The 17,677-nt window shown below is 34.1% G+C and carries 21 protein-coding genes and 1 pseudogene; 12 read left to right on the forward strand and 10 right to left on the reverse strand.

Annotation, left to right across the window (positions count from 1 at the left end; all coding sequences use genetic code 11):
• Nucleotides 1-638: 638 nt before the first annotated feature.
• Together U8521_RS10605 and U8521_RS12775 are read left to right on the forward strand one after the other, a co-directional pair.
• Nucleotides 639-839 carry a hypothetical protein gene (locus tag U8521_RS10605; RefSeq protein WP_334352704.1) on the forward strand — a complete coding sequence of 67 codons (201 nt, stop codon included), beginning with the start codon at nucleotides 639-641 and terminating at the stop codon, nucleotides 837-839.
• Nucleotides 840-1,200: 361 nt separating this feature from the next.
• Nucleotides 1,201-1,506: pseudogene (locus U8521_RS12775) on the forward strand (transposase); the annotation flags it as partial.
• A 588-nt stretch (nucleotides 1,507-2,094) separates the two neighbouring features.
• Here the strand turns inward: U8521_RS12775 and U8521_RS10615 are convergent.
• The gene (locus U8521_RS10615; RefSeq protein ID WP_334352705.1) at nucleotides 2,095-2,277 is read right to left on the reverse strand and encodes a bacteriocin immunity family protein; all 183 of its coding nucleotides are present in this window, start codon (nucleotides 2,275-2,277) and stop codon (nucleotides 2,095-2,097) included.
• A gap of 171 nt (nucleotides 2,278-2,448) precedes the next feature.
• Here U8521_RS10615 and U8521_RS10620 point away from each other — a divergent pair, with 171 nt between their 5' ends.
• Nucleotides 2,449-2,688, forward strand: coding sequence for a hypothetical protein (locus U8521_RS10620; protein ID WP_135374190.1), 240 nt, complete (start codon nucleotides 2,449-2,451; stop codon nucleotides 2,686-2,688).
• Between the two features lie 28 nt (nucleotides 2,689-2,716).
• On the opposite strand, the gene U8521_RS10625 is transcribed toward U8521_RS10620, so the two are convergent.
• Nucleotides 2,717-3,274 carry a CPBP family intramembrane glutamic endopeptidase gene (locus U8521_RS10625; RefSeq protein WP_334352706.1) on the reverse strand — a complete coding sequence of 186 codons (558 nt, stop codon included), beginning with the start codon at nucleotides 3,272-3,274 and terminating at the stop codon, nucleotides 2,717-2,719.
• A 146-nt stretch (nucleotides 3,275-3,420) separates the two neighbouring features.
• Complete coding sequence (locus U8521_RS10630; RefSeq protein ID WP_334352707.1) at nucleotides 3,421-3,567, reverse strand: hypothetical protein; 147 nt, start codon at nucleotides 3,565-3,567, stop codon at nucleotides 3,421-3,423.
• Nucleotides 3,568-4,454: 887 nt separating this feature from the next.
• Here U8521_RS10630 and U8521_RS10635 point away from each other — a divergent pair.
• The 4 genes from U8521_RS10635 (at nucleotide 4,455) to U8521_RS10650 (ending at nucleotide 5,585) form a co-directional block, all read left to right on the forward strand.
• Nucleotides 4,455-4,628, forward strand: a complete 174-nt coding sequence (locus tag U8521_RS10635; RefSeq protein WP_334352708.1) for a hypothetical protein — start codon at nucleotides 4,455-4,457, stop codon at nucleotides 4,626-4,628.
• An 18-nt stretch (nucleotides 4,629-4,646) separates the two neighbouring features.
• Nucleotides 4,647-4,808 (forward strand): hypothetical protein, encoded by a 162-nt coding sequence (locus tag U8521_RS10640; protein WP_334352709.1) that lies wholly within the window; start codon nucleotides 4,647-4,649, stop codon nucleotides 4,806-4,808.
• Nucleotides 4,809-5,101: 293 nt separating this feature from the next.
• Nucleotides 5,102-5,302 (forward strand): lactococcin family bacteriocin, encoded by a 201-nt coding sequence (locus U8521_RS10645; protein WP_334352710.1) that lies wholly within the window; start codon nucleotides 5,102-5,104, stop codon nucleotides 5,300-5,302.
• 16 nt (nucleotides 5,303-5,318) lie between these two features.
• Entirely contained in the window at nucleotides 5,319-5,585 is a 267-nt protein-coding gene (locus tag U8521_RS10650) for a bacteriocin immunity family protein (protein ID WP_334352711.1), read from the forward strand.
• 103 nt (nucleotides 5,586-5,688) lie between these two features.
• Here the strand turns inward: U8521_RS10650 and U8521_RS10655 are convergent, their stop codons facing one another.
• Entirely contained in the window at nucleotides 5,689-6,156 is a 468-nt protein-coding gene (locus U8521_RS10655) for a hypothetical protein (RefSeq protein WP_135374192.1), read from the reverse strand.
• Nucleotides 6,157-6,472: 316 nt separating this feature from the next.
• On the opposite strand from U8521_RS10655, the gene U8521_RS10660 reads away from it, so the two are divergent.
• Entirely contained in the window at nucleotides 6,473-7,837 is a 1,365-nt protein-coding gene (locus U8521_RS10660; protein ID WP_334331930.1) for an Nramp family divalent metal transporter, read from the forward strand.
• Nucleotides 7,838-8,037: 200 nt separating this feature from the next.
• Nucleotides 8,038-8,802: a TerC family protein gene (locus tag U8521_RS10665; protein WP_334352746.1), complete on the forward strand. Its 765-nt coding sequence runs from the start codon at nucleotides 8,038-8,040 to the stop codon at nucleotides 8,800-8,802.
• A gap of 230 nt (nucleotides 8,803-9,032) precedes the next feature.
• Here U8521_RS10665 and U8521_RS10670 read toward each other — a convergent pair whose 3' ends face one another.
• The 3 genes from U8521_RS10670 to U8521_RS10680 all read right to left on the reverse strand — a co-directional run bounded on the left by U8521_RS10670 (nucleotide 9,033) and on the right by U8521_RS10680 (nucleotide 11,792).
• On the reverse strand, nucleotides 9,033-10,439 hold the full coding sequence (locus tag U8521_RS10670; RefSeq protein ID WP_334331931.1) for an APC family permease: 1,407 nt from the start codon (nucleotides 10,437-10,439) through the stop codon (nucleotides 9,033-9,035).
• Between the two features lie 116 nt (nucleotides 10,440-10,555).
• On the reverse strand, nucleotides 10,556-11,398 hold the full coding sequence (locus tag U8521_RS10675) for a helix-turn-helix transcriptional regulator (protein ID WP_334331932.1): 843 nt from the start codon (nucleotides 11,396-11,398) through the stop codon (nucleotides 10,556-10,558).
• Between the two features lie 34 nt (nucleotides 11,399-11,432).
• Complete coding sequence (locus U8521_RS10680; protein WP_334331933.1) at nucleotides 11,433-11,792, reverse strand: DUF488 domain-containing protein; 360 nt, start codon at nucleotides 11,790-11,792, stop codon at nucleotides 11,433-11,435.
• 169 nt (nucleotides 11,793-11,961) lie between these two features.
• Here U8521_RS10680 and U8521_RS10685 point away from each other — a divergent pair, with 169 nt between their 5' ends.
• Both U8521_RS10685 and U8521_RS10690 read left to right on the forward strand, forming a co-directional pair.
• Nucleotides 11,962-12,396, forward strand: coding sequence for an Hsp20/alpha crystallin family protein (locus U8521_RS10685; protein ID WP_334331934.1), 435 nt, complete (start codon nucleotides 11,962-11,964; stop codon nucleotides 12,394-12,396).
• 90 nt (nucleotides 12,397-12,486) lie between these two features.
• Nucleotides 12,487-12,921 (forward strand): Hsp20/alpha crystallin family protein, encoded by a 435-nt coding sequence (locus U8521_RS10690; RefSeq protein ID WP_334331935.1) that lies wholly within the window; start codon nucleotides 12,487-12,489, stop codon nucleotides 12,919-12,921.
• Nucleotides 12,922-13,462: 541 nt separating this feature from the next.
• Here the strand turns inward: U8521_RS10690 and U8521_RS10695 are convergent.
• The 3 genes from U8521_RS10695 to U8521_RS10705 all read right to left on the reverse strand — a co-directional run bounded on the left by U8521_RS10695 (nucleotide 13,463) and on the right by U8521_RS10705 (nucleotide 15,969).
• On the reverse strand, nucleotides 13,463-14,413 hold the full coding sequence (locus tag U8521_RS10695; protein ID WP_334352712.1) for a LacI family DNA-binding transcriptional regulator: 951 nt from the start codon (nucleotides 14,411-14,413) through the stop codon (nucleotides 13,463-13,465).
• Nucleotides 14,414-14,639: 226 nt separating this feature from the next.
• Nucleotides 14,640-15,350, reverse strand: a complete 711-nt coding sequence (ubiE, locus tag U8521_RS10700; protein ID WP_334352713.1) for a bifunctional demethylmenaquinone methyltransferase/2-methoxy-6-polyprenyl-1,4-benzoquinol methylase UbiE — start codon at nucleotides 15,348-15,350, stop codon at nucleotides 14,640-14,642.
• Nucleotides 15,351-15,360: 10 nt separating this feature from the next.
• Nucleotides 15,361-15,969: a histidine phosphatase family protein gene (locus tag U8521_RS10705; protein ID WP_334352714.1), complete on the reverse strand. Its 609-nt coding sequence runs from the start codon at nucleotides 15,967-15,969 to the stop codon at nucleotides 15,361-15,363.
• A gap of 208 nt (nucleotides 15,970-16,177) precedes the next feature.
• Between U8521_RS10705 and U8521_RS10710 the strand changes: the two genes are divergently transcribed.
• Nucleotides 16,178-17,506, forward strand: a complete 1,329-nt coding sequence (locus U8521_RS10710) for a uracil-xanthine permease family protein (RefSeq protein WP_334331939.1) — start codon at nucleotides 16,178-16,180, stop codon at nucleotides 17,504-17,506.
• Nucleotides 17,507-17,677 lie beyond the last annotated feature (171 nt).

A 17,677-nucleotide genomic window follows, 5' to 3' on the forward strand; every position in this document is an offset into this window, starting at 1 on the left:
GTGAGAACTCCAATGATACCTGATTTTTACGTCTTGGTGTTTTTATTTTGTCATTTTTCTAAAGTGGCTAACTTGATTATAAAATTCGCCAAAATTTTCTATTGGTAAAGCAACAAAACTAAAAAACAAATTAATATCAAATATAGATTAAACGTAAGTAATAAACAAAAAGATGTATTGTTATCTGACTTATTTCAAAACACAGAAAGCTAAAGTTTTTTTGCTTGCAAATATTTTTTACAAGAAAAACCTAGTCGTGGACATGATATTGAAAACTGCCCCTATTCTCCCGGTCCATAACAAAGGGTTATAATCACCTCGTCAAAATAAATGGTGAGGTATTTTTAATCATCGAATCCCTCATTTTTGATAAAATCCACCGTAGCAAATCATATATTTTTCTATGATTCTTCGTTTGAAATTTCATACTAACTCATAATTTTGATTCTCTTTATATATACAATTAGCCAATGATTAATACGTATAAAATCTTGACAACTGGTTATTATTATCTTGAATTAATAAAAAGAAATTAATTATCGATAAAGATATAAAGCAACGATACTCATGACATTCTTCTCTAAGTTGCAATATTACCTGATAAAATAAAACTATAAAACAAAAAGGGGGACAAGATAATGTCTAATGGTATTAAAAAACTTTCTCAAGAAGAAATAAAGTTAGTAAAAGGAGGGTCATCTAAATCCTCTCCATATTACGAACCATGGAGAACCCCAGGAAAAGTGACTGATAACCCTAAGAAGGCCTTAGTATGTGCCATAGGTATTACACAAGCAATTTTTAAAAAAGATCCATCAGGATTCGTTAACTGTATCTAAATCCTAAATAATTCATAAGAACAGCCTTAGACTTTACAATCGCTTTTGCGATTGGCAGTCTAAGGCTGTTCTTTTACACCCAATGGGTGCAAAAAGAACTCCACCTATGATATTGTGAAGTTACACCTAACAAAAAAATAATCAAAGAGAGAGCTCCTAATGGTAGTTTTACATAAAATCAAACTACATAACAACCATAATATACAAATTATTAATAATGGTAAATTTAATCAACATTCTAATTCTGATATACTTCTACAAATATTACTTCAGTTAATTGCTGGATATAAAAATGATTCATCTGCTAATTTTTTACAGAATGATCCAGCTTTAAAATTGCTTTTAAACAAAAAAGCTTGCATCGCAATCGACAGTGTCACGTTTTTTAAAACGTGTGACACAGGACAACATAACTGAATTTAGTAATGTTATTCAACATTTAGTTGATCTTTTCTTAGAAAAAAACAATCAACAGGAAATGATAATGGATGTAGATTCAACTCACACCGATACTTATGGTTATCAAGAAAATGCCAATTATAATGCTCATTATCAAACCAATGGTTATCATCCTTTCATTACATTTAATGGAATTACGGGTATGCTTTTAGCAACAAAGCTACGTCCAGAGATGTTTACACCTCTAATGGAATTGTCGATTTTATAAATCCAATTCTTTCGCATTACAGCAATCATAGTTGCGACACGAATATCCCTGTTAGAGGAGATAGCGGATTTTCATCAGGAAAATTATATCAAGGAAATCCAAGTTGTATTCTTTATGAATAAAACTGATGGCCACAGTTTTAGAGTGAACACTGTCAGAACCATATTGAGTTCCTTAGCATTTAATATCTTTCAGAGTCAGAGCATGAAGTGTTTAGTTTTGCCAGCAACTGAAAGTTGCAAGTAAATCAACACTTTAAGATTTCAATTGTCTAGAATACCAGCAAAAATAATACGGCATTCACGTTCTAAATTTATTCAATTAGGTCGATTCAATGTTTACGATCGACTGTTTTGGGAAGTCTTGAAACAGATTGAAATGATATAAGACTTAACTTTTTAAAAAATCAGCTCTTCCAAGGGGGTGCCCTGCTCTAAAATCGTATCAGATATCTTTGGACACAATACTGTTTTTATTATTCTATGAATAGATTGGGTTAAAGTATCGTTTTTTTAAATTAAGTTGTTAGATCATAAAATGAAATTGATATTATCACACAGACCGTATCCTAAATATAATCTAGATAATTCAGTAAAAACAGAGTACAACAGTTGCAGATAATGATCCCTTGATAGACAAGATTGATAAGCGTGACCTCAATTGAACAGCTACTTTTTCATCGTCCACATTATTGTTTAATTGCGTTTTGGCATCAGAAAGTATTTTCTTTTCTTCTGCTGATAGTTCTTCGGATCTAATTAATTCGTTCATTTTAGATGCCTCCATAAAAATTAGTTACTCATCAATTAAGATATCAAATCATATCATTCAGGATATTCTTTCCAAAACTAAAGCAACAGTTGATAAAATAAGCTTATAAGTGTAATGAAGAAGGGATATCTATACTTTTAAAATAATTACGGACTGAACGGAGATGCGACTATGATTGATAAGATTAAACAAATTAATATACCAATGAAAGACTGGATTTCAATTAACATCGTGATTTTGGTTGAATTAGTTGCTGAGATGCTTTTCAACTTGATTGATGGTCTACCTATCTTTAATTTAGATTACGTACAATTATTTAAAGTTACCTATGCATGTTTACTAATTGCCCCACTATTACAAGGATTTAGAAAGCGTGTATATCCTAAAGTTAGAAAAATAAAGGATTTATAAAAAATCCAACATTAAAGGATGGCTTTTTTTACAAGAAAACCATAATCGTGGACATGATATTGAGTAGTTGGTGTGAAAGAATGTTGCTATAAATATTTTTAGTTTTAACAAAAATGATTGTCAAAATGATGCTTGTGATGAAATAACTAATCGACAGGATTATTCCTTGACCATGCAAAAAGGAAAAGATGAGGGATGATAAAATAGCGCCGACGTATTGAGAATGGAAAATCTTGCTAGAATACTGAAAAATAATGCCACGGGTAGTCAATTCTTCCAGTATTGGGCCGGTAATATTGACCGTCAACATGGCAACAATCAGAATCCAAGTAGATTTGTTAGTTAGACGAGATATTATCATCGATGAATCTGAAGAACTACTACTTGTCGATTGAGCTAGATAATCAAACAGAATTGAAATAGCTTCACAAATAATAGTTAGTGTGACAGTAAATAAGATAGCTTTTCCATCAAATTTTTTTTGGATCAGCGGTAAATTATGCTTTTTGATTATTCGGAGTAAGGCATACAAAAGTGCGGAAAAGATAATTATCGCCAGAATTAGATTGTTAGGTTTGTAAATCATTGGAAGTGCATTTACTTGAATCAATATTAGTAATGGTAAAAAGATTATTAGTTGTAGAACTTTTTTATCATTGAAATCCCTCCTCGTCTAATTTGTTGACCATTAAAAAAAGTCGTCAAGTCTCACTTGACAACCTTTTTTAGTGATTAACAATGCTTATTATTCTTTGATCCACTTAACCCATCAAAGAACCCACAGGCACTACTAATTAATTGGTTCCAAGTTGGTAACACTGGCAATGATATTTTACCTCCACTAATATTTTTTAATTGACCATTTGATAAATTTTTCATAATTTTTATCTCCTTTGAAATTTAATATACTTTTGTGGGAATAATCCCAGCATCTTTTAACCTTGCTCTAACCCATTTACCGAATTTATAAAACCCATTATATGAGGTGTTTCCACCCTTTATCGATACTAATTCTGAATTACTTAAAATAGAAAATTTCATTTTCCCCCTTTTTTGAACTCAAACTATTATCGAAAAATATAATTCTTGGATATTCATGTGTATAAAATATCAAAGTAATCAATATTTACGTTAGAAATATCCTGTCTCTAAGTTATATATATACTGAATAGGATTGAAAAGAAATAATTTAATTCAAGAAATATTGCACAGGCATTTGGGAAGTATGTTATATGATAACATGACAAAATTGCACGCAATCTGAATTAAATATAGATAAATCGTCAATTAATTCTCAATAATTGCATTCAAAATTTCTTTATCTGTACATAATGTTTTTTTAAGCTTCTATTCGGATATAATTGACAACCTTGATAGATTATTGCTCAAAAATTACTTGTATACTCACCCGTAGTACAACATACCATTCATTTTCCTAGAGAGTAATATAGCGTTCAGAAAAGACATCATGAGTATCATATTTTAATACCTTCATAGTTAATTATTTTTTTCCGAATTAATTTTTTTATTCCAAGACGGTAAGAATTAGCTGCAAAAAAGTATTTAACAATCCAGCTTCATGCTTTATTCATTAATTAATGAATAAATAACATAAACCACACTATTTATTATCTTGAAAGTTATTTTTGATAAAAATGACATCTCAAGAAACTTAAGTCTAGAAATAAAGACTTATTCTACTATTCTTTTTTTATTACTGCTATATTCTTTTTAGATATTCAAAAAAAGACCGGAGGTATAAAAACATGAGGGAATTCATCTATTCACAAAAAATCGATATCGATGATGAGACTTTAAAGAATATCGTTGGAGGTTCTATTGTTGGAACACTCATAGGAAAGGCTTTGTATCATGCATCTAAATCATATGGGAATTTGGTAAGTAGCCAGAATTTATATAAATCACCAATAAACGGATAAACGAACGGGGGAAAAAGTATGAGAATTAATAGCAAGTACGAAATTTTAAATGAAGAGTCACAAAAGAATATATCTGGTGGACTAAGCGTTGGTGGATTTTATGGATGGCTCTTATCAGAAGCTGGGGACATCTGGAAAGGATTTGTTTCTGAGGCTAAGAAAGATAATAAAAAAAAGTAATCATGAAATTGAACACTAAATTCTATAAGGAAATTTCATTTTGGTTAGCTATTCTAGTTCTATCATCAATCATTAATGATTTAATAAACAAAAACTTTTCCATTTGGTTCTGGATATCAATTATAGTAATGATGATATTATTCTACGAAGGATTAATCTTGAAAAAAAAAGGCTAATTCTCATGTAACCAACAACCTGATAATTTAATTTTCAACTTTTAGATATACAATTATTTATCGTTACGATAATGAAGAGCATTAACAAATAATATATAAAAAACAGGAGGTACTATTATGATTAAAAAGAAATTAGTATTATATAATAATTTAAAAAATATATCAGGCGGAAAAATTGTTCGCTGGGGTTCGGCTGGTCCTTTCACTCTTTACAAAAATACTAAAACTGGGAATATTACTTATCGTCAAACCTCAAGTACTTCTGCATGGACGCAGAAAACTGTCGCAGACGGATGGGCAAAGTCGTTCCATCTTTAATTTGGAGGCATCTAAAATGAACAAAAGAGCATCACTCTGGTCCCAAATGGACGAATTAATTAAATCCGAAGAACTATCAGCGGAAGAAAAGAAAATACTTTCTGATGCCCAAACCCAATTAAACAATAATGTGGACGATGAAAAAGTCGCTGCTCAATTGAAGTCACGCTTATCATTTTTATCTATCAAGGGCTCATTATCCGCAACCGTTGTACCCTTCTTTACTGAATTATCTAGATTATATTTAGGATATGGTCGGCGTGGTAATATCTCTATTAACTAATTTTTAAATTTTGGGACGTAGAAAACAAATAGGCCAGGATAATCGAAGTTACCCTAGCCTATTTATCTTTATGTTCGAGAGCTGAACGCTCTTGTTCCACTCTCTATATTTGTCCAACTTCAACTGATACTTCATTCGACAATTTTTTATCTAAGAATTTTTGCATCTCTTTATATGAAACATTGAAATTCATTTCTACTTGTTGTGGTCTCTTCGTATTAAAAATTACTGCCACTTTTGGTTTTTGGCCTTGCAACTCGATTGGAATCAAGGTTACATGGCTAACTTGAGAGTAGTCCAGTACTCCTGAGTAGAATCCGTTTAGGACAATTTTCTTAGTACCAATGCCTCCAACACCATTCATAATATTAAGTAACATGAATAAAGCAACCATGATGATGTATGATAATTGATTAGTTGGTGAAAATAGTAACCATGCCCCAATAAAAGCCGCAAAAATCAACGATGAAACTTTGTAGATCGACTTAATTTCAATCTGGGACTGCCAATAAACATTAAAGGCTGCACCAAGGAAAAAGATGATATCAACTATTATTAAAAGTACATTCATTTTGACTTTATCCCTTTTCTAAAAAATTTTGATTCAGTAACTATTTCATTTTCCATTACACCTATATTGTATCGTATCTATGTGACGAATACATGAAGATGAACCCTTTGTTTTCGAAATTAAAGCATTTACATATAAATAATTGTTAAAAAGTACCATTTTGGCACATAAAAAAGATGGCTCTAAGCCCCATCCGACATAGAAAAGAGGACTTTTTACATTCTTTTGTTAAGTTGTCCTAATTATTAAGTTTACCATCTTTAATTACACTGTCTAACATGATATTATATGTTGAGAAGAAATAGGGGGAAGAACATTGAGCTCAAAAAACAAAAAACACGAAAGCTTAATCCACTACGCTAATGGCCCTTCTTTGGAAGAAATTAATGATACTGTTGAGGTACCTACTGATGCAGGTTTCTTCAAAACTCTGTTAGCTTATAGTGGACCCGGTGCTTTAGTTGCCGTAGGTTATATGGATCCTGGTAATTGGGTTACATCCATCGCCGGTGGTGCCCAATTCAAATACAAATTGCTATCCGTTATCTTGATTTCTAGTTTAATTGCGATGCTTTTACAATACATGTCAGCTAAACTAGGTATCGTGACCGGAAGAGATTTGGCCCAATTGACCAGAGATAGAACTAGCCGCGTTGGTGGCTTTATCCTTTGGATAATTACTGAGTTAGCCATCATGGCGACTGATATTGCGGAAATCATTGGTTCCGCGATTGCCTTAAAACTACTATTTAACATCCCAGTCCTCTGGGGTGTCATCATCACTGCCTTTGACGTTTTACTACTCTTAGTCTTGATGAAATTAGGTTTCAGAAAAATCGAAGCCATCGTTGCTGCCTTGATTATGGTTATCTTATTCGTTTTCTTATACGAAGTTATTTTAGCCAAACCAGATATGGGGCAAATGATTGTCGGTTTCGTTCCTGAACCAAAGATTTTACAAAATCAAAGTATGCTTTACTTATCTCTTGGTATCGTTGGTGCAACAGTTATGCCACATAATTTGTACTTGCACTCCTCGATTTCACAAGCTAGAAAATACGACCGTGATGATCCTAAGAGTGTTCATCAAGCCGTTAGATTCTCAACTTGGGATTCAAACATTCAGTTAACACTAGCTTTTGTTGTTAACACACTCTTGTTACTACTTGGTGCCGCACTTTTCTATGGTACTAATAGTGACTTAGGACGTTTCGTCGACTTGTTCAACGCCCTTCAAGATCCAAAAGTGGCTGGTGCAGTTGCCAGTCCTGTCTTGAGTATATTATTTGCCGTTGCCTTATTGGCATCAGGTCAAAACTCAACTATTACTGGTACTTTGTCAGGTCAAATCGTTATGGAAGGTTTCATCCACATGAAGATGAAACTTTGGGCAAGACGTGTTATTACTCGTCTAATGTCCATCATCCCAGTTATCACCTTCGCAATCATTTATCATGGTAACGAAGCTAAAATCGAATCACTCTTGACATTCTCACAAGTATTCTTGAGTGTCGCCTTACCATTCTCGATTTTCCCATTGATCAAATTTACAAGTAACAAAGAACTAATGGGTGAATTCACCAACAACAAAGTAATTGAATATACCGGTTATTTAGTCGCAATAATCTTAACAATTCTAAATATTTGGTTGATCTACACAACATTTGTACCAACCGCTTAAAACAAAAAGTTCACTTCATAATGAGGTGAACTTTTTTAATATATTTTAAAAAATGGAAGTATACTTCCATTTTTAAAGGATTTCCCAAAATTTGGAACTACACTTCCATTTTCAAATATAAAATAATCACTAATTGTAAATACAGGGAATTATCTGGTATGATTTACCCAACAAAACAAATAGAAAGCAAGGAATCGGGATTGAATGCATTAGTTAATATGTATGGGCCATTCTTCGACCTCAATAACTGGGCCACCGTTATTGAATCCGGTGAAGATTGGTTAGTTATTTTATCTTTGGTAGTTATGGAGTGTATGTTGTCAGTCGACAATGCGGTCGTTTTAGCGGCTCAGACTCAATCACTACCAAACAAAGTGGAACAGGAAAAATCCTTGTTCTACGGACTTTTCGGGGCATATATTTTTAGATTCCTAGTTATCGGGGTCGGCGTCTACTTGATCAATTTCTGGTTGATCAAAGTTTTTGGTGCCGCTTACCTATTCTATCTTTTCTTAAAACATTTCTTCTTCGACCGCAACAAAAGTGTCGACGTTCCCAAGGGACCACAAAAAGAAAACAAGTTAGAAAAACATTTACACATCTCAAGATTTTGGCAAGTTGTTATTTCAATTGAATTGATGGATATTGTCTTCTCAATCGATTCAGTTTTAGCATCCCTAGCCGTTTCAAGCAACCCAGTTATCGTCTTGATTGGTGGTATGATCGGTATCTTAGCCATGAGAGGAATCGCCGAATTAATCATGGGCTTGATGAGCAAGATTCCAGAACTAAACGGAATGGCCTACTTCTTGATCCTCTTCATCTCGATCAAGTTGTTCCTATCCATCCCCGCAATCGACATCGAAATTCCCAACCTAGTCTTCGTTGGCGTCTTAGTAGGTGCAATTATCTTGACGCTAGTCATCCATATGATTAATAACAACAAAGCACCTAAAAATAAGTAATTTTTTAATTGCCATCTTCTACAACATAATAGAAATTAGAAAGAACTAAAATAAGCGATACTAATGAGAAAGTTATCATTAGTATCGCTTATTTAATTTGAAGTATACCACCGTAATTTTTGTAATATCCTAATTTTTTATCCATAAGATTCAAATCATATTCAGAATAGATATTCTTCCTAATTATCAATCACTTAAATAAAACATTAGAAACGTCATTTAGTCTGCTTCTATCCTTTTTTGTTTTGCAGTCTAGAATGCTTCAATCCATAAGTAAAGTAAACCACAACACCAATCGTAATCCAAAGTCCAACACTGATCTTAGAAATAGTTGGCAACATCAATAAGAAATACAAGCTCGCTACACCACCAAAAATTGGTAATACTGGATACCATGGCATCTTGAACCCATCATTTTTAATATCCTTGCGTTTTCGTAAAGGAATAATTCCAAATGAAATGAAGATGAAAGCCAACAAAGTCCCGGCATTGATCAAAGAAGTTAACTCGGTTAACGGAACTAATCCAGCAAAGAAAGCTTGGACGACTGTCGCTACCAAGATAGCATTCTTTGGTACCGAATATTTGAAATCAACTTGGCCCATTTTTTTAGGCAATAATCCATCACGTCCTAAGGCGTAAACCAAACGTGAGCCGCCAAAGAACATTGTCAACAACGACGTAAAAATCCCCACCAATGCTCCAAGTGTGATTAGTTTATTCCAAGTATCCAGGTGAATTGCTTTCAACGCATAGGCTGCTGGGTCGTCAACGTTTAGTTCCTTATAGTTAACGATTCCGGTCAAAACTAGTGAGAACGAGACGTACAAAATTACCGCCACGATAACTGTTCCCAGAATTCCTTTGACCATGTCCTTTTTGGGATTGATAGTTTCCGCCGAGTTAGCCGCCAACGCATCAAAACCGACAAAGGCGAAGAAAACCGTGGCACAGGCTGTTGAGATGCCGCCCAAGCCGAATGGTTCCGTGTGAAATTCCTTAGGGTAAAATGGCACGTAGTTGCTCGACTTAATATAGAAGAATCCGACCACGACGAACAACACGATGATGGCCACTTTGATAATAACGGCCACATTTTCAACTTTTTTAGAAAGACTGGCTCCATGTGAAATGATAATAGCTATCACCAACACGATCAAAGTAGCAGAAATGTTAACCATGCCACCTTCCAATGGTCCAGCTAACAGGGCTTTTGGCAAGTGAATGCCAATTGCTCCTAAAATATTATTGTTAAAATATGATGCAAAACCAACTGCTTCCGCAGAAACAGTCAAGAAATATTCTAAAATCAAAGCCCAACCGAGAATCCAGCCGACAATCTCTCCATAGATAACCGCACCAAATGAATAAGCTGATCCAGCAACTGGCATTGCTGAAGAAAACTCCGCATAAGCCATTCCTACTAAACCAGAAACCAAGGCCGCAATCAAAAACGCGACTGCCACTGCAGGTCCAGCATGTAGAGCTGCTTCATGTCCTGGCAAAATGAAAATACCAGTACCAATAACTGCTCCGATTCCTAATGACAAAAGATCTTTTGCCCCTAAACTCTTGGTTAATCTCGAATCAGCTTTAATATAGTTGGCAACTGATTCTTTTTTAAAGATATTTTTCATGAAAATTCTCCTATGTTTACATAAAACACATTAAGTCTAAATTTTACTACAACTTTTTTTATAAAAAAAGACAATCTTCACCATAGAAGATTGCCCTCAATATTTATTATTTACTATTAATCTTTACCCTCAACGCGAAATTTGGTTGGTGCATAACCAGTGTATTTCTTAAAAGTTTGGCTGAAGTAACTCAATCGCGTGAATCCTAAATCATCAGATATCTCATTAATACTTTTGTCTGATTCTTTCAATAAAATCATGGCCTTTTGAATTTTCCTAGCATTCAAGTAAACTGAAAAGCTCAAGCCGGTCTCACGTTTAAATAACTTACTGAAATAATAATCTGATAAGTAAACCTTGCCTGAAACTTGATCCAGGGTCAGACGTTTATCCAAATTATTATCAATAAACTCGATTGCTGAAATAATTGAAGCATTCGAAGTCGACAAATGCTTGATATGTTTTAAAGCACCACTCTCATTTTTATCAAGATCATCGATTGCCTCATCAACATCCAATGAATATTTTATAATAAAATCATCAATTCCTCGATTTTTAATAATTAAATTGGAAACGCTTTCTGCCATACGACGTAAAAATTCAGCATGTTGTTGTAATTTCTGTAGAATAATCAACCGATTATTATCTCTTTGAGGAACATCCTGAGCAGCACAAACTTTACCGACCCTCTGGTTAAGTGCGGTAATGCGTAAAGGTGCATCGGCATATTCGATACCATATTTATATTTATTAACACTCAATTCAGATAAATTTCTTACCTGGTCTACTTGAGCTAAAGCACTGCTTTTCCTTAATTCTCCAAAGATACCTGCCTGCAGATTATCGTCGTTATTTAAAACAAAGACTGCTATTTCATTAGTTTGAGCATACGATTGCAGCAGATGGATAAGCAATTTATCATTACTTGATAACAAAGATTGTAAATCAAATTCCTCCATGATTTTAGCCAACCATTCTACAATTTTTTAATACTTAAATGTTTGAATTCAGATAGTCCATTAGAACCACAGCATCATTATGTTCAGTATCCTTCGCACTGAACAAAATTAGTACATCTTGTGTTTGAAGAGCTTCTCTAATACTCTTCAAAAATTCTTTTGTATATGGATTATTATTAATTTCATCCAAATATTTAGTTTTGAACTCTAAAAATTTTTCTGGATCATGACCGAACCACTTTCGTAATTCGGGTGATGGGGCAATTTCTTTAGCCCACAAATCTAAATTTGCTCTAACTTTGGACATTCCCCGTGGCCAAAGACGATCTACTAAAATGCGATAGCCATCTGGCAACTCTTTATCGTAAATTCGTTTCAAAATTAGTTGGGTCATTTTAACATCCTCTTTTTAATCAATTTAATTGTATCATATCTAATACATTTATAATTTAATTAATTATTGCAATTTTTAGCACTCTCAAAGTTTGAGTGCTAAATTCTTGAACTTCATAATTTCTGGTTTTATACTGTATTTGTAATGAAGGGAAAGGAAGTAACGAAGTATGGCAAACGAAATTATGGATCGTAATAACTTACTAAGAAACTGGTTTAATCATGATTCATGGATGAATGATTTTCCATCATTATTTGACAACAATTCTTGGGAAGTTTCAAATTTAAAGACTGATATTAAGGAAACTGACAACGATTATCAAGTCAGTGTCGATCTTCCCGCTGTTGACAAGAAAAACCTTGATATCACTTATGACAATAACACTTTAACTATCAGTGGTCATCGTGACAGTTTTAATGATCATAATGACAAAGATGGCGACATGATTATGTCTGAACGTCAAAGTGGCCGCTTCATGAGACAATATAATTTACCACAAGTTGACGCCGAAAATATCCAAGCAAATTACAATAACGGTGTTCTAAAAGTTACTCTTCCTAAACAAACTAAAGAAGTATCTGGACACCACATCGATATCGAATAATGTTCCAAGCTTATTTTTTTGGAGATTCATTAGCACTCAAATAGTTCGAGTGCTAAAAGAGAGATTTTTATAATAAGGAAGTAATTATTTATGACAAACGAAGTTATGAACAGAAATGATTTAATGAGAAACTTTTTTAATAATGATAACTGGATGAATTTCCCAGCAATTTTTGAAGACAATTTTATGACTGATTCAGCTTTAAAGACTGACATTAAAGAAAATGATCATCAATATGAAGTTCACGTCGATATGCCTGATTTTGACAAGAAGAATATCGACATCAATTATCAAGATAACGTTTTGACAGTCAGTGGTCGTCGTGATAGCTTCAATGATCACAATGACAAAGATGGCGACATGATTATGTCCGAACGTCAAAGCGGCCGCTTCATGAGACAATACCATTTGCCAGCAGTTGATTCTGACAATATCACTGCAACTTACAACAACGGTGTTTTGCAAATAACATTACCAAAATTGGCAAAAGAAACTGAAACTGGCCATCATATTGAGATTAACTAATAATTTGGTTAGTGGTTAGATGCCGTCTTCCGCAACAGCTCATCACAGGGATTGTGTGGAAGACGACAATTCCAGCAATTTTTTACAAATTCACATAATCTTCACAATTTACAAATATTTAATTCATAAAGATTAAGTATTATATATCTTGTAGATGAGAGATACAGATAATCCCTTTTCTCACCCCCCTATAACATATATATATTTAATCCCCTAAGAAAAAGTACCTTTCCCCGAGGTACTTTTTTATTGTCTTTTGAGTCCTAGTCGGTAGTAGTTGACCGGAAAATAGGATATACTATATTGTGCAGAGTGGAATAAATCTACTCGCATGGGATGTGACTTTGAGTCACAAAAGGACTAAGAATTTATAATTAAAAATCAGACTTATCAATAACTGGGCTATCCAAATTACAATTTACTATTTTAAAAATGATAAGCCTATTAAAATAAACTTTAGATTAGAGGCAAAACTCTTTTCTCATCCCCCCTATAAAAACAATCCCCTATAAAAACACCCTCATGGGTGTTTTTATTTTGTCTATTTTTTCAATGATCCACGAACGATAAATTCAGAAGGTATCATTTTTTTAACAATTTTCTTTTCAAACAGAGCACAAAAAGCATATTCTCCAATTTCGGACAATTTGTGATCAATCGTTGAAAAATTCATCAAAAAACTATAATCCATATTTTCTTGACCAATCACCGGAATATCAATCTGTTTTTTTTTCAATTGATAAATTATTCCTGCCGCTACTTGGTCGCCGTTAGCAAAAACAGCATCCAATTGAGGATTATTCTTAGTCAATAACTTGGCCGCTTCGATACCATCTTGGAAAAATTGCATATTTCTAACTAATAAAGAATCAGGAATTTCTTTTTGAAACACATCGTAATACGAATCAACTGTTAGCTTAGCACTACGGCTAGTTTGTTCGTTACGGCTGATCGTAACGCCGATATGTTGAAAATTTAATTTTTTCAAATATTTGAATCCATTAATATAGGAAATCTTCCGATTGGTATAAGCACAAGAAATTGGGTATTCTAATGTATCTTCGCAACAAGTTATGGGTCCATAGATTTGATACTCTTGAATTTTTTTAAATGAAATAGCTCTGGAAGTGAAAATCAGACCATCAAATGCTTGGTGTTTTAACATTTCCAAACAACGAATCTCACTGTTAACATCATAGTGCGATGGCAATAAAGTTACTTGATAATCTTCTTTAAAGGCCGCTTGGGTAATGGCTGACACTAGCTTTTGAAAATATGGGTGATTACTATAAGGCATAACGACACCAACACGGTAAGTTTTCCCGGTACTAAGGGCCCGAGCGATGTCATTAGGATGATAATTCAATTCTTTCATAGCAGACAATATTTCTTGTTTAGTTTGTTCTGCCACGTAACTTTTATGATTAATAACTCTAGAAACAGTTGAAACCGAATGACCAGATAATTTAGCCACATCACGAATATTTGACATATGCTCGCTCCTTCTTAATTGTTAGCTTGCTACAAATGATATATTTGCTTAAATTTCAAAAAAATTAGAAATTCACACTTTCTTCACATTTTCAATATAATTGGTTCACACTTATTAGTTATAGTATTAATTGTAGATGAGAGATAGATATCTCATCTCATCCCCCCTATAACATATATATTTAATCCCCTAAAAATAAAAGAACACCTTCCCCGGGTGTTCTTTTTTATTGCCTTTTTTCAGCCGAGTGGATCGCACTAGCTTTCATCATCAAGGTATCGACGGAAATATTGATAAAACCGGCGTTTTGCATTATTTGGCAAAGCTGTTTAATGCTGACAAACTTGTTGACTGAGTCGTCTAAATACTGATAATCAGCATGATTCTTAGCAAAAACTTTGCCCATCAGTGGGACTAATTTGTCAAAATACAAATGCCAACCGATTTTAATAATTGGTGTTTCAACCTTAAAGGCTTCTAAACAAATTATTTGACCACCCGGTTTTAAAACCCGATAGATTTCACGCAGAACTTGGTTAGCATCTGGGACATTTCGCAGTCCAAAACCAATCGTTACCACGTCAAAACTATTATCCGAAAAATTTAATTGCATGGCGTCACCCGTCTTTAAATTGATGTTAGTCAATTTGGACTGAGCGACTTTTTGTTGCGCCAACTTTAACATTTCGGGGCTGAAATCTAATCCGATTACTTGGCTATGTGGGAAGCAATCTGCTAACATGATGGTCCAATCTGCTGTTCCACAGCACAAATCTAGGATATCATTTGGGCGATTGGTAATTTTAGAAGTAGCCTGTTTTCGCCATTGGTGATGGGTTCCTAAACTCATAATGGAATTTAATTTATCATAACTTCCGGCAATATTGTCGAAGGTTTTTTGAACGTCTTTTTCGGGTACTTTATTAGTGAGACTCATAAGTCCACCTCTAGTCGATATTTTCGATGCGAGCGTAATATTTCACATATTTGTTGCCGGTCTTGGAAATTTTATACTTTGAAACGCCGCCATTTTTTGGTTGGATAATATTAGAAATATTGGTGGCTCCAGTCGTTACCTTCATGAAAGCTCGACTGACAAATCCATGGCAAACCACCAAAATTTTCTCGTCACCTTTTTGACCCATTTCATCCATGAAATTTTCGATTCGTTGGTAAACATGACTGTATTCTTCAGCATTTTTAGCGTATTTAGTATAAGTTGGCAACAAAAAGCCATTTTCGTCGAAGGCATCAGGATACTTAACGATCAATTCTTCTTCTTTGAGTCCATCCCATGATCCATAATCAGCTTCGAAAAGTCGGTCATCTTGTTTAATTTCATGAACGCCATTATTCAAAATTTCTGCTGTTTGTAAAGCTCGCTTCATTGGACTTGAATAAACTTCATCGAATTGATTGATATCGATATTTTTAGCCAGGGTTTCGATTTGCTTGATTCCCTTGGTATTCAAAGGCATATTGGTAGACATACCGTTGATTCTGACTTCTGAATTTGTGTCAGTTTCACCGTGTCTGACAATGTATAATTCAACCATAATTTCTCCTCTTTGTTAGCGCTTAGAATCTCCTTTTAGTATTTCATTATTGACTTTGCAATGCAACTCAATTATAGTTAATACAATTAAATAATCCTTTAAATATTGGTCCCGTGAGGCTAATAAGGAAACACGTTCGTCTTTTATTTCGCATACACGGGATAGAGGGCTATTTTTTTGCAAAAAAATAATTTGGGGAGATGTTTTTTTGAGTAAGAATAACGAACAGTACCGCAATCCTGATGCGGTTTTAGATGTTTACGAAAAGCCACCGTTAGCTAGTTGGCCGCTTTTATCACTACAGCACTTATTCTCAATGTTTGGGGCGACAGTTTTAGTTCCATTGCTAGTTGGACTTGATCCTAGTATCGCCTTATTCAGTTCTGGTGTCGGAACTATCATTCATATTTTAATTACTCATCGTAAGATTCCGGCTTACATGAGTTCATCATTTTCATTCATTGTCCCGATGGTTTCATTAATGAAGACAGTCGGATATCCAGGCGTTGCTCAAGGTACGATCGCCGTTGGATTAGTTTATTTGATTGTTTCCTTAATCGTCGGTTTTGCCGGTTCAGACTGGATCGACAAAGCTTTACCACCTATCGTTGTTGGTCCAATTATTATCGTTATTGGTATGTCCGTTGCCGGAAGTGCCGCTAACAACGCTATGATGAATGGTTCTCATTATGACCTCAAATACTTTGGTGTCGCTATGTTTACCCTCTTCTTGACCGTTATTTTAAATATGGTTTTACGTGGTTTCTGGAGTAATATTGCTATTTTACTAGGTATCGTCGGTGGATACTTATTGTCACTAGCTTTAGGAATTGTTGATTTTTCAAAAGTTATTTCTACACCTTGGTTTAAATTTCCAGCTTTTGATTTGATGTTTGTCAATTATATGCCTAAACAAATTTATTGGGGAGCGATACTGAGTTTTGCCCCAATTGCCTTTGTCACCATGGCTGAACACTTGGGTCACATCATGGTATTGGATGAATTGACAAATCGTGATTTCTTCAAAGACCCTGGCCTTCACAAGACACTTGCTGGTGATGGTACAGCTTCGATCGTAGCTGCCTTTCTAGGTGGCCCTCCTATCACATCTTACGGTGAAAATATTGGCGTGATGGCTGTCAACAAAATTTTCAGTGTCTACGTTGTTATTGGTGCCGCGGTCTTCGCTGCTTTGTTTGGATTCGTTGGTAAACTTAGTGCCTTGATTCAAACTGTACCTGGTCCTGTTATCGGTGGTATCAGTTTCGTCTTGTTCGGTGTTATCTCTTCAAGTGGTTTAAGAATTTTGGTCGAAAATAAAGTCGACTTCAATGAAAAACGTAATTTGATGATTGCTTCTGTTATCTTGGTTATCGGTATCGGTAATGCTTATCTTCAAATTGGTAATTTCCAATTTACTGGTGTCGGTGTAGCTACTGTCGTTGGTATTTTGTTAAATCTAATTTTGCCTAAGCACGCTTTGTCCGAAAACTGGGACGAAGATAAGGAAGATTGGAAGAGTCGTCAGAATAAATAACTAGTTAATAACCTACTTCTTTAATATAGAAGTAATAATAAAAAAAGAGAATCTTATCTGAGATAGCAATTCACTGCTATTCTAGTAAGATTCTCTTTTTTTATATTAGTTTAAATTAATATCTTAATTTCGAATAAAAACTATATCCTACTCAGAATTCATTAAACCAAC

Source organism: Companilactobacillus miaonis (assembly GCF_036913615.1).
Taxonomy (GTDB): Bacteria; Bacillota; Bacilli; order Lactobacillales; family Lactobacillaceae; genus Companilactobacillus.